The sequence below is a fragment of the Ruegeria sp. CDSC045 genome (assembly GCF_059610725.1).
In genome coordinates this window covers 215,178-241,841 of sequence record NZ_JBXWOE010000001.1, presented here as the reverse complement: position 1 = coordinate 241,841, position 26,664 = coordinate 215,178, and the positions used below count along the sequence as shown (strand labels likewise).

The window sequence follows — 26,664 nt, the reverse complement described above, 5'->3', positions numbered from 1 at the left end:
ACCTGCACTGGCCACCAACAGGGGCTAATATGGGACTATTCATTCTAAAGCGTGTCGGCATCATGCTCATCACAGCTTTGTGCCTGACATTCTTGGTCTTCTTCCTCACCAACCTGTATCCAAACCTCGAAAAGCTTGCGAAAACGCAGGGCAATTTTCGGATGTCCGACGAACAGGTTGAAAGCTATCTTCTGAAAAACGGGTATCTGCAGCCGACGCCGATCAAATACGGCGAGTGGTTGGGCGTGCTGCCATCCTATCGGCACACCAACGAAGACGGCAGCGTACAAGGAAGATGTATCCTGCCCGGTGAAACCGCAGAAAGCTCGCCAAGCTTCTGTGGCATCCTGCAGGGATACTGGGGATACTCGTCCGTTTTCAAAGAGGAAGTTTCGAAAGTTGTTGGCACCCGGTTGGCTCTGACCGGTCGGTTGATGCTTTGGGTTATGTTGCTGATGGTCCCTTCGGCGCTGATCCTTGGGGTGCTTGCGGGTATGAAGGAAGGATCGGCCACCGACCGGACCCTTTCAACATTCGCCATCACGACGACAGCGACCCCGGAATATGTCTCGGGCGTGATCTTTATCGCGATCTTCACTTCGTCCGCCGTTGGCCTGAAATGGTTCAAAGGCACCGCGACACAGGCGATGGAGAACCCAACCTTTGAAAACTTCTTCCTACCGGTACTGACTATTGCTCTCTACGGGATGGGCTATATCGCGCGTATGACCCGCGCCTCGATGACCGAGGTGATGACGGCGCAATATATCCGTACCGCGCGGCTCAAAGGTGTTTCCTTCCCGAATATCGTTATGAAGCACGCGCTGCGAAACGCGCTGATCGCACCGTTCACAGTCATCATGCTGCAGTTTCCCTGGCTGCTGAACGGCGTGGTGATCGTCGAGACCCTGTTTAACTATAAAGGTTTCGGCTGGGCGCTGGTTCAGGCAGCAGGCAATAACGACATCCAGCTTCTGCTGGCGATTTCGGTAGTGTCGGTCTTTGTGGTGCTAGTAACGCAGCTGATCTCGGATATCGGCTATGTCTACCTCAACCCACGCATCCGAATTTCGTAAGGAGGGACAGAACATGGAACCACTTACCTGGACCGGCTCTATCGCCATTCTGAACCCCTTGCTAATGATCGCATTGGTGGCACTAGGGGTATCAATCATCGTCTGGATCTTGGGCAGCATCGTGTTGCCCGAAACGCCGGTCGTCGTGAATATCGACGGCACAATCAATGCAGATACCGGCCTGCGCGGCCTGACGCAGATCGCGCTGAGATACAGCTTTTTCGCCTGCGTTGCGCTGTGTCTGGCATATGTGGTGCTTGGCATTTTGATGGGGACAAGCGCCGGGATTATCGGAGCGATCTCTCGGCAGTTTTTACCTGTCTGGATGTCGCTGATCATCCTGTTTGCAATGTCGATCGCCTTCAAGCGCAAGCTTGGCCTGTACGGCAAACTGTTTGACAGCCCCATCGGCATGATCGGTTTTGGCCTTGTGATGTTCTGGGTATTTACAGGCATTTTTGGTGCGCTGGACCTGATCGTCACGCATGATCCGCTGGCGCAAGTTTCAGGTATGAAGAACAAGTTGCCCGGAACTCCAATGCCCAGCACTGAGGACGGAACATATTCCTGGTATCTACTGGGTGGGGACAATCTGGCCCGCGATGTGTTCAGCCGGATGGTCAAAGGGGCATGGATCGTGGTGCAGATCGCACCGATGGCAACCATATTTGCCTTCATGGTCGGGATTACTCTGGGCCTGCCTGCGGGGTTTTATGGCGGACGTCTGGACACGTTCCTGTCCTTCCTGGCGAACCTGATCCTGGCCTTCCCAGTAATCCTGCTGTTCTATCTGCTGGTCACGCCCGAGATCGTGGCAACCGGTGTGCCGAACTATATGGCAGCCGTGTTGTTCGTCTTTCCGATCCTGTTTCTTTGCGTCCTGCTGAATTCGCGATTCTATACGCGACCCAATTTCCGCACACCTCTGCTGATCGGAGTGTTGGGCATCGCGATGTGGCTCTATCTGTCTCTGATTTCAACAGACGGCTACATCATCGAAACCAACAGCTACAACATCTGGGGACTGCCCACCTATCTGGACCTGTTCAATATCCCCGGCGGCATTCTGGTCGTGTTCGTTTCGGTGGTTTTCGTGAACTCACCCACAGTATTCCGCATCGTGCGTGGCCTGGCGTTGGACATCAAAACCCGCGACTATGTCGCCGCAGCGCAGACCCGTGGTGAGGGTCCATGGTACATCATGCTTTGGGAAATCCTTCCCAATGCGCGCGGGCCGCTGATCGTCGATTTCTGTCTGCGCATTGGCTATACGACCATCCTATTGGGAACTTTGGGATTCTTTGGCCTCGGGCTACCACCCGAAAGTCCCGATTGGGGGTCGACGATCAATGAAGGGCGCAAGCTCTTGTCGATCTATCTGCACCCTGCCCTGCCACCTGCGCTGGCGCTGTTGACACTGGTTCTTGGGTTGAACCTGTTGGCTGATGGCCTGCGCGAAGAAAGTCTGAAGGACTGATGTATGAGCGGCCGGGGGCCCTGCCCCCGGACCCCCGAGGTATTTTTGGCCAGATGAAGGGGATCCCCGGGATCTGGTGAGGAGCAACACAGATGACCAAACTTGCGTCCTATGAGGGCCCGATATTGGAGATCGACAAGCTGTCGATTTCGTTTTTCACGCGGTTGCGCGAGATCCCTGCAGTGATGGATTTTTCGGTCAGCGTGCAGCCTGGTGAAGCTGTGGGGCTGGTTGGGGAATCGGGGTGCGGGAAATCCACCGTTGCGTTGGGCGTGATGCAGGATCTGGGCAAGAACGGGCGTGTTGTTGGCGGATCCATCAAGTTCAAGGGTCGTGACCTATCCGAGATGACGGCCGAAGAACTGCGCGATATTCGCGGCAATGAAATAGCCATGATCTATCAGGAACCTATGGCCAGCCTGAATCCCGCGATGAAGATCGGTCGGCAGCTGATGGAAGTACCGATGATCCACGAGGGCGTCAGCAAGGACGAGGCCTATGCCCGTGCGCTGGAAGTGGTCACCGATGTACGCCTGCCCGACCCTGAACGGATGCTGAATTCTTTCCCCCACCAGCTGTCGGGAGGCCAGCAACAGCGCATCGTGATCGCGATGGCGCTGATGTCCAAGCCATCGTTGCTGATCCTGGACGAGCCCACCACCGCGCTTGACGTGACCGTCGAGGCCGCGGTGGTCGAGCTGGTCAAGGATCTGGGCAAGAAATACGGCACCTCTATGCTGTTCATCAGCCACAATCTGGGGCTGGTGCTGGAAACCTGCGACCGGCTGTGCGTAATGTATTCCGGCGAAGCGGTCGAGCGCGGCTCGATCAAGGATGTGTTCGACGAAATGCAGCACCCCTATACGCAGGCGCTCTTCCGGTCGATTCCACTGCCGGGTGCGGACAAGAACGCGCGCCCGCTGGTGGCCATTCCGGGCAATTTCCCCCTGCCACATGAGCGCCCTCCGGGCTGCAACTTTGGCCCACGCTGCGACTATTTCGAGGAAGGTCGCTGTGACGCGCAGAACATTCTGATGGAGGCCGTGCCAGGCAATGACCGGCATCATACCCGCTGTCTGAAATTTCAGGAGATCGACTGGAACGCGCCCATCACCCTGGCCGAGCAAAAGGAAAAAGGTGAGATTGGCCGCGTTGTTCTGAAGATGGAAAATCTCAAGAAATACTATGAGGTTGCGGCAAATGCACTGTTCGGCGGCGGCGAAGCGAAGGTAGTCAAAGCCAACGAAACGCTGAGCTTTGAGGCGCATGAATCCGAGACACTCGCCATTGTGGGCGAATCCGGCTGCGGCAAATCCACCTTTGCCAAAGTTCTTATGGGGTTGGAGACGGCAACGGACGGGCAGATCCTGCTGGACAACCGCAATATCGAGGACGTGCCCATCGAAGAGCGCGACGCCAAGACAGTGGGCGAGGTTCAGATGGTGTTCCAGAATCCGTTCGACACGTTGAATCCTTCGATGACCGTGGGCCGTCAGATCATCCGCGCTCTGGAAATCTTTGGCGTCGGTAAGTCCGAGGCCGAGCGCAAGAAGCGGATGCTCGAACTGTTGGACTTGGTGAAACTGCCCCGCGCCTTTGCCGAGCGGATGCCGCGACAGCTTTCGGGTGGTCAGAAACAGCGTGTCGGCATCGCCCGCGCCTTTGCCGGGGATGCGCGGATCGTGGTGGCGGATGAGCCGGTCTCGGCGCTGGATGTATCGGTGCAGGCGGCGGTAACCGACCTGCTGATGGAGATCCAACGCGAGCACAAAACCACACTGCTGTTCATCAGCCACGACCTTTCGATCGTGCGCTATCTCAGCGACCGGGTGATGGTGATGTATCTGGGCCATGTGGTCGAGCTGGGCACCACTGATCAGGTGTTTGCGCCGCCCTATCACCCCTATACAGAAGCCCTGCTGAGCGCGGTCCCCATCGCCGATACATCGGTCGAGAAGCAGCACATCGTCTTGGAAGGCGACATCCCATCAGCGATGAACCCGCCTCCTGGCTGTCCGTTTCAGACCCGCTGTCGCTGGAAATCCGAAGTCCCCAACGGTCTTTGCGAAAGAGATGTCCCACCCGTGAAAACCCTGGCAGACGGTCATCAGGTCAAATGCCATCTGGCAGACGACATCCTGGCACGTATGGAACCCGTCATAAAAATCGCCGCTGAGTAATGGGATTGGGTACGCAACAAGGGCGTCGGTAAGGTGGTTCCGGCGCCCTAATTAAGCGACACGACCTCGAGCAGCCTGTCACTGAACGCGCTGATTTGGCCAAGCCGCATCACCTGTTGATCCGGCAATTCAACGGGCGGCCTAACCGCCCCAAATCACCTTCACGTAATTCTGGGTTTCCTTGTAGGGTGGTACGCCACCGTGTTTTTCAACAGCCTGAGGTCCGGCATTATAGGCGGCCAGCGCAAGCCGCCAGGATTTGAACTTGCGGTATTGCCAGGACAAATACCGGGCCCCACCTTCAAGATTCTGTTTCGGGTCGCGCGGGTTTACGCCCAATAATTGCGCGGTCCCGGGCATCAACTGGGCCAGACCCAACGCGCCTTTATGTGACACGGCATGCGGATTCCATCCACTTTCCTGCTGAACAAGGCGCAGGAACAGCTCTTCGGGAACATCGTGTTTACGAGCCGCTTGCCGCGCCATCGTCAGGTACTCACCCCGATAGTTGCCGGAATATCGCTTACTGAATTGTGGTTGAGGCGTCTTAGGCTTCAACCGATCTGAATCGCGGTACTGGGTGGCCGCACGGCCGTCCAAATATTTGGATTGCTTCAGAAAAATGTCCTTACGGCTTTTGGTAGACAGCGTATCCGCCGCAGCGAGTCCACAGGTCAACGCAAAGCATAGAACCGATAAAAAACAAAATCTGAAACGCATTAATGCCTGTCCCGCACTGTCACGAACCCGAGTGAGTATATGTATTTCAGCCAATAATGAAAGCATGGTAAATTTTCTCTGTGCAAACTCCCGACCAGTTCATTTCTCATGATCCATGTTCCAACCATGGTTCTGGGCGTATAGGGTCTCAGAAATACACAGCGCCAGATTCGGGCGCACTCAAGTCAGTTAAGAACGGGGAAATACATGGCGGGTTCTGTCAACAAGGTCATTCTGGTGGGAAATCTGGGGCGCGATCCCGAGGTACGGTCGTTCCAGAACGGTGGCAAGGTCTGCAATCTGCGCATCGCCACTTCCGAGACCTGGAAAGACCGCAACACCGGCGAACGCCGCGAGCGGACAGAATGGCACTCGGTCGCGATTTTTTCAGAACCATTGGCCCGCATTGCCGAGCAATATCTGCGCAAGGGCAGCAAAGTTTATATCGAAGGTCAGCTGGAAACCCGCAAGTGGCAGGATCAGTCCGGTCAGGACCGCTATAGCACTGAGGTGGTTTTGCGCCCCTATCGCGGCGAGCTGACTTTGCTGGATGCGCGTGGAGAAGGCGGCGGCGGTGGCGGTGGTCAATCCGGCGGTTACGGTGGCGGCCAGGCAGGTGGTGGCTATGGTGACCCCTATGGCGGACAATCCAGCGCCCCGGCACCCGCATCTGGTGGAATAGACGACGACGAGATTCCGTTCTAGGCACACCGGAGACACATCATGACATGGTCCTTCTCGCTCGGCCGACTATTGGGGTCGGAACTGAAGGTCCATGTCACTTTTTTCCTCTTGTTGGCATGGGTTGGATTCGCTGCCTATTCTACCGGAGGGATGCAGGCCGCGATCGGGAACCTGATTTTCGTGCTTGCCCTTTTTGCATGTGTGGTCGCGCATGAGTTTGGTCATGCGCTGATGGCGCGGCGCTATGGCATAAAAACTCCGGACATTACTTTATTGCCGATCGGCGGTCTTGCCCGATTGGAACGGATGCCAGAGAACCCCATGCAAGAGGTATCGGTGGCTTTGGCCGGTCCTGCGGTAAACGTCGTCATCTGGATCACCCTCGTCTTTTTGGGCGCAGGAATGCCATTTGAAACACTCGCCAATATTGATTCACCCGAGACCGGGCTTTTGAACCGCCTCGCCTATGTGAACCTTCTTCTGGCTGCCTTTAATCTCATCCCCGCATTCCCGATGGATGGTGGACGCGTTTTTCGCGCACTGCTCTGCCTGAGGATGGATCGGGTCAAGGCCACGCGCATTGCCGCATTTGCCGGTCAGATAGTGGCGGTAGGATTGGGGTTTCTGGGGCTAAGCACAGGCAATCCGTTGTTGGTTCTGATCGCGGTTTTTGTATTCGTTGCCGCCAATGCAGAAAGCCAGGACGTCGCAATGCGATCAGTGGCGCGTCAGGTTCTGGCCCGCGACGCCATGATCACCGAGTTTCACGCCCTATCGCCAACCGACACGCTTGCGACCGCCGCTCAAGCAGTTATTCACACCACTCAGCATGAATTTCCATTGCTGGATGCAACAGGGAAACTGCAGGGCTTTGTCACGCGCGACCGGCTGTTTGCTGCTCTCGCCAAAGATATTCCCCGGTCAGAATTGGCCAGTTCAATCATGGTTGAGGATATCCCGACAGTGACCCTGAGCAGCGGGTTGGAAGCGGTTCTGAAACAGTTCCACGGGGGTGCCCCCGCAGTTGCCGTCTGCACGCGGTCAGATCAAATGGTCGGCTATATTACCCGTGAAAATATTGGCGAGTTAATGATCATTCGCGGGCGTTGATCAACCCAGCGCGTCCTTGAGGACACTCAAAACCGCATCCCGCGGAACATCCGACGTGACAAATGCCTGCCCGATGCCTCGGGCCAGAATGAAACGCAGCTGGCCATCGATAACCTTCTTGTCCTGCGCCATCAGCTCGACCAGCGCTTCGGCGTCGGGCAAATCCCCGTGGATATCGGAAATGTCGGTTTTCATGCCCATCGCACGCAGATGTGCCCGAACCCTGCTTGGGTCCTCTTGCGAACATAAACCAAGTCGCGCCGACAGTTCGAATGCCAGTGCGCATCCAATCGCAACGCCTTCACCATGCAGCAAACGATCAGAATACCCGGTCGCAGCCTCAAGCGCATGACAGAACGTATGCCCGAGATTCAGCAGGGCGCGATCCCCCTGTTCGGTCTCATCACGAGCGACGATGTCGGCTTTCATCTGAACGGATCGGGTGACGGCCCGAACCCGCGCGGCCATATCCCCGCCCGAGACATCGAGGCCATTGCTCTCGAGCCATTCAAAGAATGCCGCATCCCCCAACAGCCCGTATTTTACGACCTCACCATAGCCGGACAGGAAATCCCGGTCGGTCATTGTGTCCAGAACCGAAGTATCCGCCAGCACCAGTGAGGGTTGATGAAATGCGCCAATCAGGTTCTTGCCCTGCGGTGCGTTGATCCCGGTTTTGCCGCCAACCGAACTGTCGACCTGCGCAAGCAGCGAAGTTGGTATCTGAACAAACCGTACGCCCCGGCGCAAAACGGCCGCGGCAAATCCGGCGAGATCACCTATAACCCCACCTCCGAACGCAACCACCACGTCACGCCGCTCGATTTTCTCGGCCAACAGCCATTCGACCGCACGCTCAAAATGCGGCCAGCTTTTGGTCGCTTCGCCCGCGGGCAGCGCCAATGCGGACATTTCGATCCCTGCGCTGGCCAACCCATCCCGCAACGCGTCAAGATGCAGGCTCGCCACATTTTCATCGGTCAGAACCGCTACTTTGGGTCGCGGCAGCAAAGGCGCTATGCGCTGACCGGCCTGCGTAAGCAGATCGGGGCCGATCTCGACATCATAGGACCGATCCCCAAGCTCAACATGTACGGTTTGGTGCATCTATTTCCGTTCCAAAACATCAGGTCGCGTCATCAGAGCTTTGACGACACGCTCTACCATATCTTCAATCGAGACATCCCCGTCGGACGAAACCGCCAGATCGGCGCGTTCATAGATCGGAACACGCTGATCGTACAATGCACGAAGGGTCGCAAACGGGTTTTCGGTGCGCAAAAGCGGGCGCGTATCCTTGTGACGAACGCGGTTCCACAACACACCCAAATCGGCGCGCAACCAAACGGACACCCCGCGTTGAGTGATCATGTCGCGGTTTTGTTCGGTCATAAAGGCACCGCCGCCGGTAGAAAGGATACCTTTTTCCTCGACCAAAAGCCGCCCGATGACCTGGCTTTCCTTGCTGCGAAAAAAGGCTTCGCCATCACGCTCGAATATCTCGGGGATGGTCATGTTGGCCGCTGATTCGATTTCGGCATCGCTATCGAGGAAAGGAACCCGTAACCGAGCGGCCAAAGCGCGGCCTACGGCGGTCTTTCCGGCCCCCATCATACCTACAAGCACCACTGTTTTGTGCAGTGTATAGTCCGAAACGGCAGATGCCGCATGGGTGTTATGCTTAATTTCGCTCATTTCATCGTGAATGACGTGATCTTAGGAAAAATGCCAGTTATAACTTGGTCAAAAGAGAAAATTGAGGCAGCGTTTGACCATGGGCCGTCTGATCAAGTTCCTGATATATCTGATTTGCCTGTGTTTCATCGGGCTGGTGGGATATGTCTACCTGGGTGAGTTTTTTGGTGCAGATTTCTCTGCGCCGCAAAGCGAGGTCAGGGAGCCGGTAATACTGAATGTCGAATAAAGTGGCGGTGGTTGTGCTGTTTCTTGCAGGAACAGCGCAGGCGCAGCAGGAACCCCTTTCTGTTATTGAATGGCTGGCCAATCCTCCGGAAAACCTTCCGGGGACGGTTTTGCTTGAGCCACCCGTGGCGCAGCCCGGCGGTCAGCCCGATGTTCTTGTGACCCCGCTTCAGGCATTGTCACAACCCCTGGGCCTGGTTGCTTCGACTGTCACAGGATTGCCTGTCGACATGTGGCAGAACAGCGATCCCCAACGCTTGTCCGAACTGATCGAAAGCGTCCCGGTCAAGTATAACCCTGCAATGCAGCGTTTGCTGTTCACGTTGCTTTTAACCGAAGCTCGGGCACCGACGTCCAGTAAAGGGGAAGAGATTTTGCTTTTGGCGCGGCTCGACCGCCTCATGCATCTTGGCGCTGCAGACCCCACGCAATCATTGGTACAGCTGGCAGGCCCGACGAACAGTCTTGACCGATTTCAACGCTGGTTCGACGCCACCCTTCTGACCGGGGATGAAGATCGCAGTTGCACGGCGCTGATTGCTCAGCCGCATTTGTCACGGGACTATGCCGCTCAGATTTTCTGCAAGGCCCGGCGTGGGGATTGGGACTCGGCCGCTCTCACGCTTGAGGCAGCCCATGCCCTACAGGTTCTGGCACCACAAGAGCTGGAGGTTCTGGACAGGTTTCTAAGCCCCGAACTGTACGAAGATGCCGAGTATCTGCCGCAACCGGACGACCCGTCGCCCCTGATGTTCCGCTTGTTCGAAGCTATTGGCGAACGTTTGCCCTCGGCTGCTTTGCCTCGCGTCTTCGCAAATGCGGATCTGCGGGATGTTGCGGGCTGGAAGGCTCAGGTCGAAGCCGCAGAACGGTTGACCCGCGTTGGGGCGCTTACGCCAAATCAACTGCTGGGGCTCTATACAGAACGGTCTCCGGCTGCGTCTGGAGCCGTATGGGACCGGGTATCGTCGATACAGCGGTTCGAAAAAGCACTGGATTCTGGCAATTCGGCAAAGATCGCCAAAGCTCTGCCGGTGGTTTGGAACCAGATGCGCAATATCGGCCTGGAAGTGCCATTCGCTGAACTTTTCGCCGGGCGCCTCTCTCAGGTCAAACTACAGAAACCCGCGGCCGAGGATCTGCGGTGGCGCATTCTGTTGCTGTCAGATCTATATGAAACAGCGGCGTTGTCGGCTCCGGACAATTCTGAAGAAAGTCAGTTTCTGGCTGCGCTGGCTCAGGGTGATCCGGGGCGCGCGCCCTCCCCTTCGCCGCTGGCGGATGCCGTTGCAGAGGGGTTTGCATGGGCGGCGCCGGTGCCAACCGATATTGGCAACATGCTGGACGAAGGCCGCCTCGGTGAGGCGCTTCTGGAGACGATGGTCCTGTTTGCCCATGGATCGCGGGGAAATCTGGTCGACCTGACAGCTGCCATGGCAACCCTGCGCCGGGTCGGTCTAGAAGATACCGCGCGCCGCGCCGCGCTGAACCTGCTGATCCTGCAGGGCAAGTGATCATGACGTCTCCGGGCTCTAACGAAATCTGGATTTCGACCTTTCTGGAAGCACAGGCCGCCGAGTTAGGCGCTGCCCAAAATACGCTTGTTGCCTATGGCCGCGATCTCAAGGATTTTGCGGCCTGGCTGCGGCGCCGGAAAATTGGGTTTGCCGAGGCCGACGCCAAGCAGGTTGAGGATTACCTGATCAGTTGCGACGCACAGGGATTGGCTCAATCCACCCGCGCCCGCCGTTTGTCTGCCATAAAACAGATTTATCGGTTCGCATTCGAGGAAGGCTGGCGTTCGACAAACCCCGCGATCAAGATCAAAGGCCCAGGACGGCCAAAGCGGCTGCCGAAAACTCTGGATGTATCCGAGGTGGACCGGTTATTGGTTGCTGCGCGCGAAAGCGGGCGAAACAACATCGAAAAGCTGCGCAATACCTGCCTGATGGAAATCCTGTATGCCACCGGGATGCGTGTCACTGAACTGGTATCGTTGCCGGTGTCATCGGCGCGCGGCGATCCGAGGATGCTCTTGGTATTGGGAAAAGGCGGCAAAGAGCGGATGGTTCCACTGTCCCCTCCGGCTCGACAGGCGCTTTCGGCATGGTTGGCGGCTCGGGATGAGACTGAGGAAAAGCGTGTTACAAAGGGTGGGCAGAGTTCCCGATTTCTTTTTCCCTCACGTGGCAAGGCCGGGCATCTGACACGGCATATGTTCTATCATCTGATCAAGGAACTGGCGGTTCACGGTGGGGTTTCGCCCGAAAAGGTTACACCGCACACCTTGCGTCACGCTTTTGCGACACATCTTCTTGCCAACGGTGCCGATTTGCGATCGATCCAAACATTGCTTGGTCACGCGGATGTGGCGACCACAGAAATCTATACTCATGTCCTGGAAGAACGGCTGGCTGAACTGGTGTTGCAGCATCACCCATTAGCTAAAGATCCAGTTGAAAAGGGCTAACTCCTTGATCCAGTCAAGCCGCGCCCCCATAACAGACGCAGAAACACAAGCAGCTAAGGACCGATGGAACCCTCAACTTCTCTGATCGACGGCACATTCTGGCTTACGTCCGGTGCCATATTGCTATTGCTCTTCTTATCGGGGTTTTTCTCGGGTTCTGAAACGGCTCTGACGGCCTCGTCACGCGGCAAGCTGCGGGCGCAGGCGGACAAAGGGTCGCGCGGGGCGCAGAAGGCGCTGGACATCACCGACGACAACGAACGGCTGATCGGATCGGTTTTGCTGGGCAACAATCTGGTCAACATTCTTGCGGCCTCGTTGGCCACAGCGATGTTCACGCGCCTCTTTGGCGAAAGCGGCGTAGCGTTGGCAACCCTGGTCATGACCTTGCTGGTTCTGATTTTTGCTGAAGTTTTGCCCAAGACTTATGCCATAACCAATTCGGAAAAAGCGGCATCCGCCGTTGCTCCGATCATCAGCGTGGTTGTCACCCTATTCTCACCGGTCGTTTCGGCCGTACGCCTATTGGTACGGGGAGTTTTACGCCTCTTCGGTGTACAGATCGACCCGGATAGCAACATTCTGGCCGTGCGCGACGAAATCGTTGGGGCCCTGCATTTGGGCCATTCCGAAGGCGTGGTCGAGAAGGAAGACCGTGACCGCATTCTGGGCGCTTTGGATCTGGGTGAACGTGCGGTTGAAGAGATCATGCTCCATCGTTCGAATATCGAGATGGTTGATGCGGATGACGCTCCCGAGGCGATCCTGAAACAATGCCTTGAAAGCCCCCATACACGCCTGCCTGTCTTTAGGGACGAACCAGAAAACATCGTTGGGGTTGTTCACGCCAAAGACCTGTTCCGCGCTATGTATGCTCATGCAGGAAGCAGCGAACGTGAAAACAACCGACTGAAAGAGTTCGATGTCTCAAAGGTAGCGAACGCCCCTTATTTTGTGCCTGAAACGACCACTCTGGACGATCAGATGCGGGAATTCCTGCGGATGCATAGCCATTTTGCGCTGGTGGTCGACGAATATGGTTCACTCAGGGGTCTAATCACGCTTGAAGATATCCTCGAAGAAATCGTCGGCGAGATTGCTGATGAGTTTGATATTGATGAGGACGTCCCGGTAACGCGAACCGAAGACGGCCAGTACCTTGTTGAAGGCGCCATGACGATCCGCGATGTAAACCGCGCGATGGAATGGTCTTTGCCCGACGAAGAGGCCAATACCGTGGCCGGTCTGGTCATCCACGAAGCGCAGATGATTCCGATTACAGGTCAGGTATTCTCGTTCCACGGTTTCAGATTCGAAGTCGTCGCGCGCGAAGGCAACAGGATCACAGAGCTGAAGATCCGTCCCCTCTGATCCTCTCGCCGCGACAGCCTATGTCGTGAACGGAACAGTATCCCTGGTTCTGCGATTGCAGGCTTTGACTATATCGCAAGGGGAGTCTGTGACGTGAAGACAACAACTCAGGTAGCTGTAATCGGTGGCGGCGTTGTCGGGTGTTCGGTTCTTTATCACCTGACCAAGCTGGGCTGGTCGGATGTGATGCTGCTGGAGCGGTCCGAATTGACCAGTGGCTCGACCTGGCACGCGGCGGGTGGTTTCCACACATTGAACGGCGACACTAATATGGCCGCACTGCAAGGCTATACGATCCGGCTGTATAAAGAGCTGGAAGAGATCACCGGCATGTCCTGTGGCCTGCACCACGTTGGCGGCATAACGTTGGCCGACGACCGCGACCGGTTTGACATGCTCCTGGCCGAACGTGCCAAGCACCGCTTTATGGGGTTAGAGACCGAAATCGTAGGCCCTGAAGAGATAAGGAAAATCGCACCGATCACCAATACCGACGGCATCATCGGCGCGCTCTATGATCCGCTGGACGGGCATCTTGATCCGTCCGGAACCACCCATGCCTATGCCAAAGCGGCGCGGATGGGCGGCGCAACAATCGAAACCCATTGCATGGTGCACGAAACAAATCAGCGCCCCGATGGCACCTGGGATGTGGTCACCAACAAGGGCACGATTCATGCCGAACATGTGGTCAACGCTGGTGGGCTCTGGGCGCGCGAGGTTGGCGCCATGGCCGGTGTCTATTTCCCGCTGCATCCGATGGAACATCAGTACCTGGTCACCGACTCGATCCCCCAAATCGAGGCAATTATCGACGCAGGTGGCGAACATCCCCATGTCATGGATCCCGCCGGCGAAAGCTATCTGCGGCAAGAGGGACGCGGTCTGTGCATCGGCTTTTATGAACAAACCTGCAGGCCCTGGGCTGTCGACGGCACCCCGTGGGATTTCGGTCACGAGCTTCTTCCCAACGATTTTGACAAGATCACCGATAGTATTGAATTCGCTTATCGCCGCTTTCCTGTTCTGGCCGAGGCTGGTGTGAAATCGGTGATCCACGGGCCGTTTACCTTTGCACCGGACGGCAATCCTCTGGTCGGGCCGGTTCCGGGGTTGCGCAACTATTGGTCGGCCTGCGGCGTGATGGCCGGGTTCAGCCAGGGCGGCGGCGTTGGTCTGACACTGGCGCAATGGATGATTGAGGGTGAGCCAGAGCGCGACGTCTTTGCGATGGACGTGGCGCGGTTCGGGGATTGGATCAGCCCGGGCTATACCCGTCCTAAGGTCATCGAGAACTATCAGAAGCGGTTCAGCGTCTCTTATCCGAACGAGGAATTGCCGGCAGCCCGCCCAGCCCGCACAACGCCGATGTATGATATCTTTACCGATCTTGGTGCTGTGTGGGGTCAGCAATACGGGCTTGAGGTGCCCAATTACTTTGCCCAAGGGGATGAACCGGGCTATGAAACGCCCTCGTTCCGCCGATCCAACGCATTCGATGCCACCGGGCGCGAGGTTCGGGCCGTGCGATCAAGTGTTGGCATCAACGAAGTGCACAATTTTGGTAAATACCGCATTGTTGGACCTGCTGCCCGTGATTGGCTGGATCGGATCATGGCGGGCCGAATCCCGAAACCGGGCCGCGTGTCGCTAACCCCGATGCTATCACCAAAGGGCAAGCTGATCGGTGATTTTACCGTTTCCTGTCTTTATGAGACCGAGTTCAGCCTAACCGCCTCCTACGGCTCTCAGGCGTTTCACATGCGCTGGTTCCTGCAAAATGCGCAGGATGGCGTAGCTGTCGAAAACATCAGCGATCGGCAGAACGGGTTCCAGATCGCCGGCCCAAAAGCCACGCAGGTTCTGGCGGCCTGCACCCGTGATGACCTGAGCGGATTTCGGTTCCTCGATCTGCGCCGCATGACCGTTGGGATGGCCGAATGTATCGTCCAGCGCGTCAGCTATACCGGCGATTTGGGGTACGAGATCTACTGCGATCCCATGGCACAAAGGCAGGTGTGGTGGACATTATGGCAGGCCGGGCAAGAACACGGCATCGTCCCCTTTGGTATGCGCGCGATGATGAGCCTGCGACTGGACAAATTCTTTGGCTCCTGGATGCGAGAGTTCTCGCCCGATTACACGGCCGCAGAGACCGGTCTGGATCGGTTCATTTCATTCTCTAAGAACGCCGATTTCATTGGCCGCGCAGCTGCCGAGGCGGAACGCACCTCAGGCCCTGCCCGTCGGCTGGTCGCGTTCGAGGTCGATGCCGAGGATGCTGATGTCAACGCGTATGAGCCGATTTGGCTGGGCGGAAAGGTCGCCGGGTTTTGCACTTCGGGTGGCTATTCGCACTATGCAGGCAAGTCCATTGCCATGGGGTTTCTGCCAACAGACCCCGCTGTGGACGGGCTGGAAGTAGAAATCGAAATACTTGGCCAGTTGTGCAAGGCACGCGTGATCTCAGAACCGTTATTCGACGCCGATGGCGCGCGTATGAGGGGATGACACAGCTTTCATACGTCTGCATTGTCGGCGCATGACGCGAATACCCATCATCCTTCTGGCCGCCGGACAATCCCGGCGTATGCGAGGCGCAGATAAGCTGCTGCAAGAGATTGATGGCTGCCCGCTGCTGCTCCGTTCCGCCCAGACAGCACGGGCCGCATCGTCGGTTATTGTTGCCCTGCCGTCCAAGCCTCATCCCAGGTACGACGTGTTGCAGGGGCTGGACCTGCATCTGGTCGAAATCGCAGATGCGGAGGAAGGTATGAATGCAAGCTTACGAGGGGCTCTGTCCGCTGTTGGGCCAGAGGCCGAAGCCGTCATGGTTCTGCTAGCTGACCTGCCTGAAATCACTCTGGATGACCTTCAGACGCTGATCAAGGCGACTAAGGCGTATCCGGATAAGCTGATCTGGCGCGGGTCGACCGCGTCAGGACAGCCTGGCCACCCTGTGATTTTCAGCCGTCTCCTGTTTGATCAAATCAGCCGCCTAACCGGAGACGAAGGCGCACAATCTGTGGTTCGGGACCATCGGGACAAGGTCCATCTATGTGTGCTCCCCGGCCAACATGCCGTGCTGGATCTGGACACGCCCGAAGCATGGGATATCTGGACCAAAAATCGCAACAGTTAAAACGAGTACGGCCCGGTCAATGAAGACCGGGCCGGTTACCCAATTAAGGACTACCACTTTTCACTGATCCTGAAAGCGCGTCCAGAACACACTAGGCATTCCGAATATTCCGCAACCGAACCTAAACAAGACCCCCTCGTTAACATGCCGCTCAGCGCTTCCAGAGACTGTGACAAGCCGTTGGCACCCCCTAGTGCCGCCGACTTCCCTTCGCTTGGGCAAGACCATCGTCACCTATCAGATGCTCTCAAACAACGTAAAATTGGCCTAAACTTGCATTTTCTGATGTTTCAGTTTGGTTTTTACGCAACATCTCTCTCAATGTGTTTCTACTATAGGTTGTTCGTCCGTGAAAATCTAAAAGCAAGTACACTCCATTTATCACAGACCAAATATATAACATGTTCATAATATGATATGTTTCTGGCAAATTCAGCCTATGACACCAGATCCACTCACAACCAATGGCTGTGTCATAAATCCATCAATTTCTGAGAGCTCGCTTTGTTTATCAAACAGATTTAATTCAACTAAAATCATCATTTGACTGCCGGACAGGCAACAATCCACCGATTCTCACCTTATGATTCGGAAGATTTCCGCGAATCTTTGCCACCCGACGCCGGGATAGAGCCTCTCGTTTGTGGCAAAATTAAGATTTATTAACCAACCAATCAGGAAAGTCACAGACTGATGCAGCATCTCTTGATCCAAGGCGCGGCCAGTGTCGCGTGCTTCAATCAGGAGACCAAAATGAGCATCCGTAAATCCTCTCTTCTTATGCCACGCACATCAAACTGGATAGGCGTCTCAGCGCTGAGTGCGGCATTGTTGGCGACGACCGCCCTGCCCTCGAAAGCTGACGAAGCGCTGGCTGATTTAGTTGAGAGCGTGTCACCTTCTGTCGTGACCATCATCGCGGAACAAAACGCCGCCAAGGGCCCGGAAAATGGACAGCAGTTTGATTTCGAAGGCCAACCATTCGGTGAGTTCTTCAAACGCTTTGGCGTGCCTGAAGGGTTCGATGCCCCCCGTCGTGGTCCTTCTCAGGGTTTGGGGTCAGGTTTTGTACTGGATGAAGCCGGATACATCATTACGAACCATCACGTGGTCGACGATGCAGCGACCGTGACCGTTCGCCTGAATGATGACCGAACTTTTGAGGCTGAGGTGATCGGTACCGACCCGTTGACCGATATCGCGGTTCTCAAGATCGACGCGGGCGAGCCACTTCAGGCCGTAGAGCTTGGCAATAGCGATGTGATCCGTGTGGGCGAGGATGTTGTCGCCATCGGGAACCCGTTTGGCCTCAGCTCGACCGTGACGACCGGGATTGTATCGGCCAAGGACCGCAATATTTCGCAGGGACCTTATGCCGAGTTCATCCAGACGGATGCGGCCATCAACAAAGGCAATTCCGGTGGCCCGCTGTTCAACATGGATGGTGAGGTTATCGGCGTGAACTCGGCCATCTATTCCCCGAGCGGTGGGTCGGTCGGGTTGGGTTTTGCCGTCACGTCGAACATTGTGGACCATATTGCCGCGGATCTGCGCGATGATGGCCAGGTCAGCCGCGGTTGGCTGGGTGTGTCAATCCAGAATGTCAGCCCTCAGATCGCTGCGGCGATGGGAATTGATGCCTCAAACGGCGCATTGGTTTCGGACGTTGTAGCCAACAGCCCTGCCGAAGGCGTCCTGGAACAGGGCGACGTCATCCTGACCTTTAACGGCGAACCCGTCGCGTCCAGCAGCGACCTGCCGATCCTTGTCGGAACTACCAAGGTTGGAACAGAAAGCACGCTTACAGTTTTGCGTAACGGCAGTGAGCAAGACATAAAGTTGACGATTGGACAGCATCAGTCCGCATCGGCCGAAATGGACAAGTCAGTGGATGAAGGCATTTCGGGCACCGCCCTGGGCGTCACCGTTGCACCACTAACAGAAACCAACCGTGCGGAACTGGGCGTGGCCGAGAATATTGACGGTGTGATCGTCACGGACCTGAAACCGGACAGCCCTGCAGCCAAAGCCGGTCTTCAGCGTGGCGACGTGATCGTGAAGCTAGGCAACCAGGATACGGCCACTCCTGACGCACTGAAAGACGCGCTGGACAGCGAAAAAACCGATCCCGCGCTTGTCCTGATCAACCGTGGCGGCAACCAGATCTTTGTTGCGGTGGAAATCGCCTGATCGAACACCTGCGCGCGCCACGTGATGGGGAGATCTGGCGGGCGCCTCTCTGGCATGATTGAATTGTCCGCAATCTGCCGGAGCAGCCGGGTGCGCAACGACGCACCCGGCATCTAAACCGGTCAAATCTTGTACTTTGTTTGAAAAATTGTGTTTAAGTTCCGGTAGAAAGGATTTCAGATCATGAGCCGACGCCTGTTGATCGTTGAAGATGATGAAGACACCCGGGAATTCATAGCAAAAGGATTCAGCGAGGAAGGATATGTCGTCGAACAGGCCGCGGATGGGCGCGAAGGGCTGTATCACGCCACAGATGGTGGCTTTGACGCCATCGTTCTGGACCGAATGCTGCCCGGTCTAGACGGCCTGTCACTGATCAAATCCATGCGCGCCGCGGGTCTGAAAACTCCGGTTCTGATGTTGACCGCAATGAGCGCGGTCGATGAGAGAGTCAAAGGCCTGAGGGCCGGTGCAGATGATTATCTGGTCAAACCGTTCTCTTTTCAGGAACTGCATGCGCGGATCGAGGCTCTGTTAAGACGCCCGCAGGAATCTGAGGAAAACCCGACCCTGACCTGCCGCGATCTGGATATGGATTTGCTGACCCGCAAAGTCACCCGCAACGGGCGAGAGATTACCTTGACACCGCGTGAATTTCAGATTTTGGAATTCTTCCTGAGACGCAAGAACCGTGTGGTGTCACGCACTATGTTGCTGGAAGGTGTCTGGGATTATCATTTCGACCCGAACACCAATGTGGTTGACGTCCATATCTCGAAACTGCGCCGCCAATTGGATGAAGGCGGAGAGATCCCGTTGATTGAAACAGTCCGGGGCGCAGGTTACATGATATCTGATGGATAACCTGCGGCTTTCGTTCAATAATTCCAGAACACGTTTGGTTCTGGCCAGCATGGTTCTGAGCACATTGCTGACAGCCACCGTGCTGGCCCTTGTCTATGTCACCGCAAATCGCAGTATCGAAAGCGAAACCCGCTCGGTGGTTTCCGCGGAATTGACCGGTCTGGCCGATGAATACGAAAGGCGCGGGCTCATCGGTTTGCTGACAGCCATCGAACGCCGTATTCCCACCGCCTCTGAACGGGATGCCCTTTACTTATTGACCGACCGCAACGGGACGAAATTGGCTGGCAACCTGAGGCAATGGCCCGATGACATCACTGCCGGAAGTGGTTGGGTCCAACTTGAGCTGCGACGCTCGGACAGCGAACAGCTGGTGCCAATCTCGGCTGCATCCATTCGTCTGCCGGGCGGAGAACGCCTGCTTGTCGGGCGGGATGCGCTGGCACGACAGCAGTTTGACCGTGTTCTTTTACGCTCGGTCGGCTTCGCGCTGGCAATCGCGCTGGCGCTGAGCGTCCTGACAGGCTGGCTGTTTACCAGGCTCGTCTTTTCGCGCTTGTCTGACATCGCCTCGACCGCAGAAAATATCGTTTCAGGCGACCTGTCGCGCAGGATGCCCTTGCGCGGGACCGGTGATGAATTCGATCAGGTTTCAGGTACGCTCAATACGATGCTGGACCGGATCGAGGAGTTGGTCAGCAATCTAAGGACAACCTCGAATTCGATCGCGCATGATCTACGCTCACCTTTGTCGCGGTTGAAACAGCGGGTCGAATCCCTGTCAGATAGCCGCAAATCCGAACAGGATCGCGAAATCGACATCGCGCGCGCGACGACCGAGGTTGATCATGTCCTGCGGGTTCTGGGCCAACTGACTGAGATTTCGCGTGCCGAAGCAGGTGTCGGGCGAGAGCAGTTCGAAGATGTCGACCTTAAGCAACTCGTGGCGGACGTGGTCGAGCTCTATGATCCGGTTGCCACGGATCAGGGCGTAACACTTGAAGTTACAGGGTCAACTGCCCCCCTTCCCGGCCACCGCCCCCTTTTGTCTCAGGCACTGTCCAACCTGTTGGAAAATGCTCTGCGATACGCGCCTGATGGTTCGACCATCACGATCAATATTGCGGATGACGGCCTGTATACCAACCTCAGCGTGCGGGATCACGGCCCCGGTGTACCACAGGACGATCTGGCCCGTCTGCAGATGCCCTTTGTGACACTTGATCCCGCCCGGACCGAGCGCAATGCAGGTCTGGGCCTGGCTTTGGTCGCAGCTATATCGCATATGCACAAAGGCATGTTCGACGCCCGCAACTGTGATCCGGGCCTTGAAGCCACTATTCGTCTGTCGCGCAAACCCTGATCCGGTGATCATGAACCGCAAAGGTAAAAAAGGATCGGGTGACAGTAATTCTGACACCGGTTAAAACGTCGATTATGCCTGATCCGATCTCAACTATCCGTAATCTCGGCCCGGCCTATGAACAGGCTTGCGCGCGTGCCGGTATCCACTCGGCCCAGCAACTGCGCGAGATAGGCCCCGACGCGGCCTACGCAAAACTCTTGCAGGCAGGATCGCGCCCTCATTTCATCGGCTATTATGTTTTGGTGATGGGGCTGCAAGGCCGCCCCTGGAACGATTGCAAAGGCGAAGAGAAAAAAGCCCTGCGGCAAAGGTTCGACGCAATCAAAGCCAGCAACAGCACTGCGCCGCAAACGAAGATGATCGCCGACTTGGATGCGATCGGCGTCCGGATATCTTCGGACGATTTGAAACCCGCATAGAAAAAGCCGCCCCCGACCCCGGGAGCGGCTTTATAGGCTTGATCTTAAAACAGATTAGCCGACCAGTTCGATGCCCGAGAAGAAATAGGCGATCTCAACCGCTGCGGTTTCCGGTGCGTCTGAACCGTGGACCGAGTTCTCGCCAACCGATTCAGCGAACTCGGCGCGGATGGTGCCGGGGGCCGCATCTGCGGGGTTGGTAGCGCCCATGACTTCGCGGTTCTTGGCAATGGCGCCTTCGCCTTCCAGAACCTGTACAATAACCGGCTCGGACGACATGAATTCGCACAGTTCGTCATAGAACGGGCGCTCGGCATGGACGTCATAGAACTTGCCAGCTTGTGCTTTGGTCATGTGAATGCGCTTTTGCGCTACGATGCGCAGACCGGCCTCTTCAAACTTGGCGTTGATCTTGCCAGTCAGGTTGCGGCGGGTTGCATCGGGTTTGATGATCGAGAATGTGCGTTCCAGTGCCATGTCGGCCTCTCCTTAAAATAGGGCGCGGGGCCCGCGCCGAAATCCATCGCGGGCCGCGTATCATGGTCTGTAGCTTATGAAAAGTGTTATGATGCCCTGCTCCGGCGCTTTGCCGGTCACAATGTGCCGGGCAACGGGTCCAGACGGTCGATCCTACGAACATAGAGCACGGCCAGAAGGCCGATAAAGCTGCACCCGCACATCATGCCAAGCACAAGAAAGGGTCCGTTTTCCGGGCTGACAAAGGCGCCGGTGATCGTGGTCAGAACCGCCCCCAGCGCAACGATCATTGCACCTGACAGGCCCGCCGCGCTGCCTGCCAGTTTGGGACGAACCGACATCACGCCCGACGATGCATTGGCGTTGGTCAGTCCATTGCCGAAACCGACACAGATGGCCGAGCCGAAAAAGACCCAAACCGTACCAAGCCCGACCCAAAACAGAAGCAGCCCGCAAAGCGGCCCTGCCGTGGCCACATTCCGCCCTATCAGGATCATCGTTGTTAACTGCGTCCGCGCCGCCAATCGGCCAGTGACAAAATTCCCGACCATGAACCCGCCGGTGATAATGCCGATCCCAAGACCCAGCATCGCGGGGCTCAGATCAAACCAAGCAGCTGCAACCAACGGTGCACCGGTGATAAAACTGAAAAAGCCGCCGATCGAAAATGCCGCGCATAGGGCATAACCCCAAAACCTTCGGGCGCGGAACAGATGCGGATATTCCTTCAGCTGCGCCGCGAATGTTGGGGCGCGGTTTATATTGGTCTCTCCCATATCAAACCACAGCAAAGCCAGCAGACCGGTGCCAAGTACGGAATACAGAACAAACCCCGAGCGCCAGCCGAACAGCATGTCCAACGCGCCGCCCAGCATCGGCCCCAGCATTGGCGCCAACGCCATAGCCATTGCGACATAACCCAGCTTGCTGGCCGCCTCGTTGGGGGGATAGCGGTCGCGGATTGAGGCGCTGGACAGCACAGACCCGGCGACGACCACAGCCTGAATGAGGCGAAAACCCAGAAACACCCAGATTGACCCAGCCAGCACGCAGCCGATGGATGCGACCACGAAGATCGACATGCAGATCAACAGGACCGGCCTGCGCCCATATCGATCCGACAGAGGACCCATGATCAGTTGCAGCACAGCAGAAACCGCCAGATATCCCGCAACCGCCAGATTCATAAGGCCGTAATCCACCTGAAAGTCCACGCTCATATGCGCCAGCGATGGCAGGAACATATTCAGCGTCAGCACCGACAACGCCGTGGCAAAGACCAGCGTGACCAACGACGGAGGTGTTCGGGCTGTATGCATGATGGAACCGTGTGAAAACTTCAGGCAAAACAGCGCTAACACATTGAATGTCGGTTGAACATGCAAGCTGCTGGCGGCGGCATTACGGCTCTGCTAAGAGCAGCACATGTTACGGATCGCAGACATCACATATGCCGTTGAAGGCCGCCCCTTATTCGAGGGTGCAAATGCAACCATTCCCGATGGCCACAAAGTTGGGCTAGTGGGGCGCAATGGCACCGGCAAGACCACCCTGTTTCGCTTGATCAGGGGGGAACTGGCGCTGGAATCGGGCAGTATCACTGTCCCGAAACGGGCGCGTATTGGTGGCGTGGCGCAAGAGGTGCCCTCGTCCGAGGCCTCACTGATCAATACCGTTCTGGCCGCCGATACCGAGCGCAGCGCGTTGATGACTGAAGCCGATAGTGCCACGGACCCCGGACGCATCGCCGATATTCAGACCCGGCTGGCCGATATAGACGCCTGGTCGGCCGAAGCGCGCGCAGCCTCGATCCTCAAAGGGTTGGGGTTCGATGACGAGGATCAACTGAAACCCTGTTCGGACTTTTCCGGCGGCTGGCGCATGCGCGTCGCGCTAGCAGCGGTGCTGTTCTCGCAGCCTGATCTGTTGCTGCTGGACGAACCGACCAACTATCTGGATCTGGAAGGCGCGCTGTGGCTGGAAAGCTATCTGGCGAAATATCCGCACACGGTGATCATAATCAGCCATGACCGCGGCTTGCTGAACCGCGCTGTGGGGTCGATCCTGCATCTGGAAGACCGCAAGCTGACCTATTACGCGGTGCCTTACGACAAATTCGCCGAACGCCGCGCTGAACGTCTGGCACAGGCGGAATCGGAAAACACCAAGGCGAAGGCGCGCATCGCGCATCTGCAAAGCTTCGTGGATCGCTTTCGCTATAAGGCGTCCAAAGCAGTTCAGGCCCAGTCGCGCCTGAAGATGATCGAACGCATTCAGTTGGTCTCGACCCCGCAAGAGGCTGCTCTGCGCGCTTTTTCCTTCCCAGAACCCGAAGAACTGTCGCCCCCGATCATTCAGATCGAAGGCGGTGTGACGGGATACGGCGAGACCGAGGTGCTGCGCCGTCTGAACCTGCGCATTGATCAGGATGACCGCATCGCGCTGCTGGGCAAGAACGGTCAGGGCAAATCGACCCTGTCCAAGCTGTTGTCTGATCGTCTGCCGTTGATGGCTGGCAAGATGAGCCGCAGCACCAAGCTGCGCATCGGCTATTTTGCACAGCATCAGGTGGATGAGCTGCATGTGGACGAGACGCCCTTGGATCATCTCCGCCGATTGCGCCCGAATGAAGCACCGGGCAAATGGCGCTCGCGTTTGGCCGGGTTCGGATTGAATGCCGATCAGGCAGAAACCAAGGTCGGGCGGCTGTCCGGCGGTCAAAAGGCGCGCCTGTCGCTGCTGCTTGCCACCATCGACGCCCCGCACATGCTGATTCTGGACGAACCGACCAACCATCTGGACATCGAAAGCCGCGAGGCGCTGGTTGAGGCATTGACCGCCTATTCCGGGGCCGTGGTGCTGGTCAGTCATGACATGCACCTACTGTCGCTGGTGGCGGACCACCTCTGGCTGGTCTCGGACGGATCCGTCAAACAGTTTGACGGGGATCTGGAATCTTATCGGTCCCTACTGCTGGGCCGCGACAAACCTGTTAAGGAAAAGCCGCTGACGGCCAAGCCCAAACGCCCATCGCGCGAGGCGGTTCTGAACCTGCGCGCCGATCTGCGCAAATGCGAGGAACGGATCGAGAAATTGACGGATATGCACGAAAAGCTCTCGGCCAAACTGGCGGACCCCAGTTTGTATGAAGACGACATGATCAACGACCTGGCGACCTGGAACCGGAAATTTGCTGAGGTGGTCGAGGCAATGCAAAAAGCCGAGGCGCTTTGGGTGGTTGCGGCAGAGCGGTTGGAACAGGCAGAGACCGCAGCATGATGGATACAGCCTTTCTCATAACCTCGTTTACAACATTGCTTGTGGTCATTGATCCGCCAGCACAAACGCCGATCTTTGTGGCCCTGACACAAGGCATGGATCGACATGCGCGCTATACAATAGCGGTGCGCGCCTGTCTGACGGCGGCTGGGATTCTGGCCATGTTCGCCGCATTCGGCGAGGCGGTTCTGAGCTTTATTGGCATCTCGATGGAGGCGTTCCGCGTTGCGGGCGGCGTTCTGTTGTTCCTCACAGCGCTGGACATGCTGTTCGAACGGCGCACCAAGCGGCGCGAAAACAGCGCCGAAGAAGAAGAGCATCCTGATCCTTCGGTATTTCCGCTGGGTATTCCTCTGATTGCAGGACCCGGCGCGATTGCCACAATGATCCTGCTGGCCGGGCAGCATCCGGGCATAGAGGGTCTGGCCGTGGTGATCGGAATGATGCTGATCGTAGTGGCGATGGTGTTCGTCACCTACCTGTCTTCAGGCGCGGTGGCACGAATTCTGGGCAAGACCGGGCTGAATGTGCTGACCCGCCTGTTGGGCATGCTGCTGGCGGCCTTGTCAGTTCAGTTTATCTTGGATGGGCTAAAAGCCTTTGGATTTGCGTCATAAATCCCCATATTGGATTCGAGTGACGCAGTAAGGTAGCGGTATGGACGGCGACAGCATTGCAAATCTGGCCTATCTTGGATTGTTGGGCGCAGCGGTCGTGGCCTGGTTTATCTCTCAGAACCGGCAAAGCCTGAACAAAACGTTGCAACAGGCTCTGGCCTGGGTGTTTATTTTTATCGGCATCATTGCCGCCTATGGACTATGGGGCGATATCCGCAGCACCGTGGGCCCTGCCCCGCAGATGACCGTGACCGGAGAAAGCATCGAGGTGCCGCGCGCCTATGACGGGCATTACTATCTACCGGTTCTGGTCAACGGAGAACCCATCACCTTTTTGGTCGATACCGGCGCCAGCCAGATTGTGTTGAACGAGGCGGATGCAAGACGCATCGGTGTTGACCCCGATCAGCTGAACTATTTCGGGCGGGCCCTGACGGCCAATGGCGAGGTGCGCACCGCCCCGATACGGCTGGACAGCCTTGAACTGGGGCCGATCACGGATCGCAATGTCTCGGCCTGGGTGAATGAAGGGGCGCTGGATCAGTCCTTGCTGGGCATGGATTACCTGCACCGGTTCTCGAATGTCCAGTTCGCGGATGGGCGTCTGATCCTGTCGCGCTGATGCCCTCTCGATATTGAGAACATAATGAGAACATGCTAGAGTAATAGCATGTCCACACATCTTCTTGGCCGCAAGCCTGCACGACAAATGGCGGGGCTGCAGCTCCATCCGCAGATCACCCTGCAACTGGCCCGCGTGCACGAGGCCTGCGGCCCCGCCCGGCGCAGCTTTGCCATGTGGTTGGCCGGTCAGGCACAGGGGCCGGTGTTGTGGATTTCCCCCGCGTGGGAGGCCAGCCAGTTGCACCCAGGCGGGATGATGGCCTTTGCCGATCCTGCTCGGTTCCTGTTTGCCCGCCCCAACCATGCCGAGGACCTGCTGTGGTGCATGGAAGAAGCGTTGCGCAGCGGGGCAACCCCACTGGTGATCTGCGATCTGCCCGAGGCACCCGGCCTGACGCCGGTCCGACGGATGCATCTGGCCGCGGAACAAGGCGGCACGATGGGGCCAGCCCCGCTGGGCCTGTTACTGACCCCTGGCGATGGCGGCGCACAGGGGGTTGAAACCCGCTGGCACATGGCTGCGGATCATCACGCCGGGGTTCCCTGCTGGACCCTGACTCGCCGTCGCGCCCGCGCCCTGCCCCCGGTCAGCTGGCAGGCCACCCAGACCAAGCCACATGCCGGGCTGAACCTGACGCGGATCAAGGCCCAAGATGTGTATTGGGGGGAATAAGT

Annotated in this window: 24 protein-coding genes; 19 read left to right on the top strand and 5 right to left on the bottom strand. The window is 57.0% G+C overall.

The annotated features are described in order from the left end of the window. The first annotated feature begins 29 nt into the window (after positions 1–29). The 3 genes from AC2FH6_RS01190 (at position 30) to AC2FH6_RS01180 (ending at position 4,733) form a co-directional block, all read left to right on the top strand. Positions 30–1,076, top strand: a complete 1,047-nt coding sequence (locus AC2FH6_RS01190) for an ABC transporter permease (RefSeq protein WP_142634237.1) — start codon at positions 30–32, stop codon at positions 1,074–1,076. Between the two features lie 13 nt (positions 1,077–1,089). Continuing rightward, the gene (locus AC2FH6_RS01185) at positions 1,090–2,553 is read left to right on the top strand and encodes an ABC transporter permease (protein ID WP_142634239.1); all 1,464 of its coding nucleotides are present in this window, start codon (positions 1,090–1,092) and stop codon (positions 2,551–2,553) included. A 92-nt stretch (positions 2,554–2,645) separates the two neighbouring features. Next, the gene (locus tag AC2FH6_RS01180; protein WP_142634241.1) at positions 2,646–4,733 is read left to right on the top strand and encodes a dipeptide ABC transporter ATP-binding protein; all 2,088 of its coding nucleotides are present in this window, start codon (positions 2,646–2,648) and stop codon (positions 4,731–4,733) included. 141 nt (positions 4,734–4,874) lie between these two features. Here the strand turns inward: AC2FH6_RS01180 and AC2FH6_RS01175 are convergent, their stop codons facing one another. Beyond that, on the bottom strand, positions 4,875–5,453 hold the full coding sequence (locus tag AC2FH6_RS01175) for a lytic transglycosylase domain-containing protein (protein WP_142634243.1): 579 nt from the start codon (positions 5,451–5,453) through the stop codon (positions 4,875–4,877). Between the two features lie 207 nt (positions 5,454–5,660). Between AC2FH6_RS01175 and ssb the strand changes: the two genes are divergently transcribed. Beyond that, positions 5,661–6,158 carry a single-stranded DNA-binding protein gene (gene ssb, locus AC2FH6_RS01170; RefSeq protein WP_142634245.1) on the top strand — a complete coding sequence of 166 codons (498 nt, stop codon included), beginning with the start codon at positions 5,661–5,663 and terminating at the stop codon, positions 6,156–6,158. An 18-nt stretch (positions 6,159–6,176) separates the two neighbouring features. Further along, positions 6,177–7,247 (top strand): site-2 protease family protein, encoded by a 1,071-nt coding sequence (locus tag AC2FH6_RS01165; protein WP_496700173.1) that lies wholly within the window; start codon positions 6,177–6,179, stop codon positions 7,245–7,247. Here AC2FH6_RS01165 and aroB read toward each other — a convergent pair whose 3' ends face one another. Together aroB and AC2FH6_RS01155 are read right to left on the bottom strand one after the other, a co-directional pair. After that, entirely contained in the window at positions 7,248–8,354 is a 1,107-nt protein-coding gene (gene aroB / locus AC2FH6_RS01160) for a 3-dehydroquinate synthase (protein ID WP_496700826.1), read from the bottom strand. Then, positions 8,355–8,942, bottom strand: coding sequence for a shikimate kinase (locus AC2FH6_RS01155; RefSeq protein WP_142634251.1), 588 nt, complete (start codon positions 8,940–8,942; stop codon positions 8,355–8,357). It abuts the gene before it with no gap. 79 nt (positions 8,943–9,021) lie between these two features. On the opposite strand from AC2FH6_RS01155, the gene AC2FH6_RS01150 reads away from it, so the two are divergent. From AC2FH6_RS01150 to AC2FH6_RS01105, 10 genes are all read left to right on the top strand, one after another. Next, complete coding sequence (locus tag AC2FH6_RS01150) at positions 9,022–9,171, top strand: hypothetical protein (protein ID WP_185956616.1); 150 nt, start codon at positions 9,022–9,024, stop codon at positions 9,169–9,171. Next, entirely contained in the window at positions 9,161–10,684 is a 1,524-nt protein-coding gene (locus AC2FH6_RS01145; RefSeq protein ID WP_496700824.1) for a hypothetical protein, read from the top strand. The genes AC2FH6_RS01150 and AC2FH6_RS01145 overlap by 11 nt, the downstream gene beginning before the upstream one ends. A gap of 2 nt (positions 10,685–10,686) precedes the next feature. Further along, positions 10,687–11,640 (top strand): site-specific tyrosine recombinase XerD, encoded by a 954-nt coding sequence (locus AC2FH6_RS01140; RefSeq protein WP_496700822.1) that lies wholly within the window; start codon positions 10,687–10,689, stop codon positions 11,638–11,640. Between the two features lie 63 nt (positions 11,641–11,703). Beyond that, entirely contained in the window at positions 11,704–13,011 is a 1,308-nt protein-coding gene (locus AC2FH6_RS01135; protein WP_142634257.1) for an HlyC/CorC family transporter, read from the top strand. Positions 13,012–13,104: 93 nt separating this feature from the next. Further along, positions 13,105–15,522 (top strand): GcvT family protein, encoded by a 2,418-nt coding sequence (locus tag AC2FH6_RS01130; protein WP_496700820.1) that lies wholly within the window; start codon positions 13,105–13,107, stop codon positions 15,520–15,522. Positions 15,523–15,553: 31 nt separating this feature from the next. After that, a complete protein-coding gene (locus AC2FH6_RS01125) occupies positions 15,554–16,153 on the top strand; it encodes a nucleotidyltransferase family protein (RefSeq protein WP_496700819.1) in 600 nt (199 codons plus the stop codon). Positions 16,154–16,906: 753 nt separating this feature from the next. Next, positions 16,907–18,343 carry a Do family serine endopeptidase gene (locus AC2FH6_RS01120; protein ID WP_496700817.1) on the top strand — a complete coding sequence of 479 codons (1,437 nt, stop codon included), beginning with the start codon at positions 16,907–16,909 and terminating at the stop codon, positions 18,341–18,343. A gap of 183 nt (positions 18,344–18,526) precedes the next feature. After that, on the top strand, positions 18,527–19,207 hold the full coding sequence (locus AC2FH6_RS01115; RefSeq protein WP_142634264.1) for a response regulator transcription factor: 681 nt from the start codon (positions 18,527–18,529) through the stop codon (positions 19,205–19,207). Beyond that, positions 19,200–20,570: a sensor histidine kinase gene (locus AC2FH6_RS01110; protein WP_271946675.1), complete on the top strand. Its 1,371-nt coding sequence runs from the start codon at positions 19,200–19,202 to the stop codon at positions 20,568–20,570. The genes AC2FH6_RS01115 and AC2FH6_RS01110 overlap by 8 nt, the downstream gene beginning before the upstream one ends. A gap of 74 nt (positions 20,571–20,644) precedes the next feature. Next, a complete protein-coding gene (locus AC2FH6_RS01105) occupies positions 20,645–20,992 on the top strand; it encodes a TfoX/Sxy family protein (RefSeq protein ID WP_496701505.1) in 348 nt (115 codons plus the stop codon). Between the two features lie 54 nt (positions 20,993–21,046). Here the strand turns inward: AC2FH6_RS01105 and ndk are convergent, their stop codons facing one another. After that, positions 21,047–21,469, bottom strand: coding sequence for a nucleoside-diphosphate kinase (ndk, locus tag AC2FH6_RS01100; protein ID WP_142634270.1), 423 nt, complete (start codon positions 21,467–21,469; stop codon positions 21,047–21,049). 116 nt (positions 21,470–21,585) lie between these two features. Further along, the gene (locus AC2FH6_RS01095; protein WP_496700815.1) at positions 21,586–22,788 is read right to left on the bottom strand and encodes a multidrug effflux MFS transporter; all 1,203 of its coding nucleotides are present in this window, start codon (positions 22,786–22,788) and stop codon (positions 21,586–21,588) included. 106 nt (positions 22,789–22,894) lie between these two features. On the opposite strand from AC2FH6_RS01095, the gene AC2FH6_RS01090 reads away from it, so the two are divergent. The 4 genes from AC2FH6_RS01090 to AC2FH6_RS01075 are packed head-to-tail and all read left to right on the top strand — an operon-like array spanning position 22,895 to position 26,662. Continuing rightward, positions 22,895–24,748 carry an ABC-F family ATP-binding cassette domain-containing protein gene (locus AC2FH6_RS01090; protein WP_496700814.1) on the top strand — a complete coding sequence of 618 codons (1,854 nt, stop codon included), beginning with the start codon at positions 22,895–22,897 and terminating at the stop codon, positions 24,746–24,748. Next, entirely contained in the window at positions 24,745–25,365 is a 621-nt protein-coding gene (locus tag AC2FH6_RS01085) for a MarC family protein (RefSeq protein WP_496700812.1), read from the top strand. Before AC2FH6_RS01090 ends, AC2FH6_RS01085 begins: the two co-directional genes overlap by 4 nt. 40 nt (positions 25,366–25,405) lie before the next feature. After that, on the top strand, positions 25,406–25,987 hold the full coding sequence (locus tag AC2FH6_RS01080) for a retropepsin-like aspartic protease family protein (protein ID WP_496700811.1): 582 nt from the start codon (positions 25,406–25,408) through the stop codon (positions 25,985–25,987). Between the two features lie 48 nt (positions 25,988–26,035). Next, a complete protein-coding gene (locus AC2FH6_RS01075) occupies positions 26,036–26,662 on the top strand; it encodes an ImuA family protein (RefSeq protein ID WP_496690685.1) in 627 nt (208 codons plus the stop codon). The last annotated feature ends 2 nt before the right edge of the window (positions 26,663–26,664 follow it).

Bases quoted from the DNA above. Each gene is read 5' to 3' on its own strand.
- AC2FH6_RS01190 (WP_142634237.1), top strand. From the start codon at position 30: ATGGGACTATTCATTCTAAAGCGTGTCGGCATCATGCTCATCACAGCT.
- AC2FH6_RS01185 (WP_142634239.1), top strand. From the start codon at position 1,090: ATGGAACCACTTACCTGGACCGGCTCTATCGCCATTCTGAACCCCTTG.
- AC2FH6_RS01180 (WP_142634241.1), top strand. From the start codon at position 2,646: ATGACCAAACTTGCGTCCTATGAGGGCCCGATATTGGAGATCGACAAG.
- AC2FH6_RS01175 (WP_142634243.1), bottom strand. From the start codon at position 5,453: ATGCGTTTCAGATTTTGTTTTTTATCGGTTCTATGCTTTGCGTTGACC.
- ssb (WP_142634245.1), top strand. From the start codon at position 5,661: ATGGCGGGTTCTGTCAACAAGGTCATTCTGGTGGGAAATCTGGGGCGC.
- AC2FH6_RS01165 (WP_496700173.1), top strand. From the start codon at position 6,177: ATGACATGGTCCTTCTCGCTCGGCCGACTATTGGGGTCGGAACTGAAG.
- aroB (WP_496700826.1), bottom strand. From the start codon at position 8,354: ATGCACCAAACCGTACATGTTGAGCTTGGGGATCGGTCCTATGATGTC.
- AC2FH6_RS01155 (WP_142634251.1), bottom strand. From the start codon at position 8,942: ATGAGCGAAATTAAGCATAACACCCATGCGGCATCTGCCGTTTCGGAC.
- AC2FH6_RS01150 (WP_185956616.1), top strand. From the start codon at position 9,022: ATGGGCCGTCTGATCAAGTTCCTGATATATCTGATTTGCCTGTGTTTC.
- AC2FH6_RS01145 (WP_496700824.1), top strand. From the start codon at position 9,161: ATGTCGAATAAAGTGGCGGTGGTTGTGCTGTTTCTTGCAGGAACAGCG.
- AC2FH6_RS01140 (WP_496700822.1), top strand. From the start codon at position 10,687: ATGACGTCTCCGGGCTCTAACGAAATCTGGATTTCGACCTTTCTGGAA.
- AC2FH6_RS01135 (WP_142634257.1), top strand. From the start codon at position 11,704: ATGGAACCCTCAACTTCTCTGATCGACGGCACATTCTGGCTTACGTCC.
- AC2FH6_RS01125 (WP_496700819.1), top strand. From the start codon at position 15,554: ATGACGCGAATACCCATCATCCTTCTGGCCGCCGGACAATCCCGGCGT.
- AC2FH6_RS01120 (WP_496700817.1), top strand. From the start codon at position 16,907: ATGAGCATCCGTAAATCCTCTCTTCTTATGCCACGCACATCAAACTGG.
- AC2FH6_RS01115 (WP_142634264.1), top strand. From the start codon at position 18,527: ATGAGCCGACGCCTGTTGATCGTTGAAGATGATGAAGACACCCGGGAA.
- AC2FH6_RS01110 (WP_271946675.1), top strand. From the start codon at position 19,200: ATGGATAACCTGCGGCTTTCGTTCAATAATTCCAGAACACGTTTGGTT.
- AC2FH6_RS01105 (WP_496701505.1), top strand. From the start codon at position 20,645: ATGCCTGATCCGATCTCAACTATCCGTAATCTCGGCCCGGCCTATGAA.
- ndk (WP_142634270.1), bottom strand. From the start codon at position 21,469: ATGGCACTGGAACGCACATTCTCGATCATCAAACCCGATGCAACCCGC.
- AC2FH6_RS01095 (WP_496700815.1), bottom strand. From the start codon at position 22,788: ATGCATACAGCCCGAACACCTCCGTCGTTGGTCACGCTGGTCTTTGCC.
- AC2FH6_RS01090 (WP_496700814.1), top strand. From the start codon at position 22,895: ATGTTACGGATCGCAGACATCACATATGCCGTTGAAGGCCGCCCCTTA.
- AC2FH6_RS01085 (WP_496700812.1), top strand. From the start codon at position 24,745: ATGATGGATACAGCCTTTCTCATAACCTCGTTTACAACATTGCTTGTG.
- AC2FH6_RS01080 (WP_496700811.1), top strand. From the start codon at position 25,406: ATGGACGGCGACAGCATTGCAAATCTGGCCTATCTTGGATTGTTGGGC.
- AC2FH6_RS01075 (WP_496690685.1), top strand. From the start codon at position 26,036: ATGTCCACACATCTTCTTGGCCGCAAGCCTGCACGACAAATGGCGGGG.